Annotated in this window: 2 protein-coding genes; both read left to right on the top strand. The window is 64.9% G+C overall.

The genetic code is table 11. The annotated features are described in order from the left end of the window. The coding region (locus FLQ44_RS19860; protein ID WP_206209008.1) for a DNA cytosine methyltransferase at nt 1-319 on the top strand (319 nt) is incomplete at its 5' end. Further along, nucleotides 316-513: a hypothetical protein gene (locus FLQ44_RS19855; protein WP_147695760.1), complete on the top strand. Its 198-nt coding sequence runs from the start codon at nt 316-318 to the stop codon at nt 511-513. The genes FLQ44_RS19860 and FLQ44_RS19855, both read left to right, overlap by 4 nt. The last annotated feature ends 25 nt before the right edge of the window (nt 514-538 follow it).

Below are 538 nucleotides of genomic sequence, written 5' to 3'. Positions count from 1 at the left end.
CGCCACGCTGAAACGCATCGCTGCCGGCCGTGCCCGCTTTGGGGCCCGCTTCTTGGCACCGTACTACGGCACCGGCTCAGGCGAGACAGGCCGCAGCCTGGCACGCCCCATCGGCACGATCACCACCCGCGACCGCTGGGCAGTGATCGACGGCGACCGCATGCGAATGCTTACCGCGCAGGAATGCCGCGCCGCCATGGGTTTTCGTCCCGACTACATCCTGCCGGAACAACACCGGCTAGCCGTGCATATGTTGGGCAATGCAGTTTGCCCACCCGTGATGCGCGACATCCTTACAGCTATCCAGGAGGCAGTATGAGCTACCAACCCTACGCAGACCACCACATCACCCCGCGCAAGGTGCCGCTGTGCGATTACTGCAACGGCCACGGCATGGTCGGCGGCCTGCTGCCGAATGGCGGCGGCTACGACGGCGAAACCTGCGACAAGTGCGGCGGTACCGGCTCGCGCTACCCGGCAGACCTAGTTGAGAGCGACGGGGGTGAGGTATGAAAGAACGCCCGATTCTATTCAGCGG

This window comes from Vogesella mureinivorans (genome assembly GCF_007644035.1).
GTDB lineage: Bacteria > Pseudomonadota > Gammaproteobacteria > Burkholderiales > Chromobacteriaceae > Vogesella > Vogesella mureinivorans.
Note: the sequence above shows the minus strand (reverse complement) of the source record. Positions and strands in the feature narration are given on the sequence as shown.

Excerpts from the sequence above, each read along its gene's own strand:
- FLQ44_RS19855 (WP_147695760.1), top strand. The coding sequence starts at position 316 with ATGAGCTACCAACCCTACGCAGACCACCACATCACCCCGCGCAAGGTG.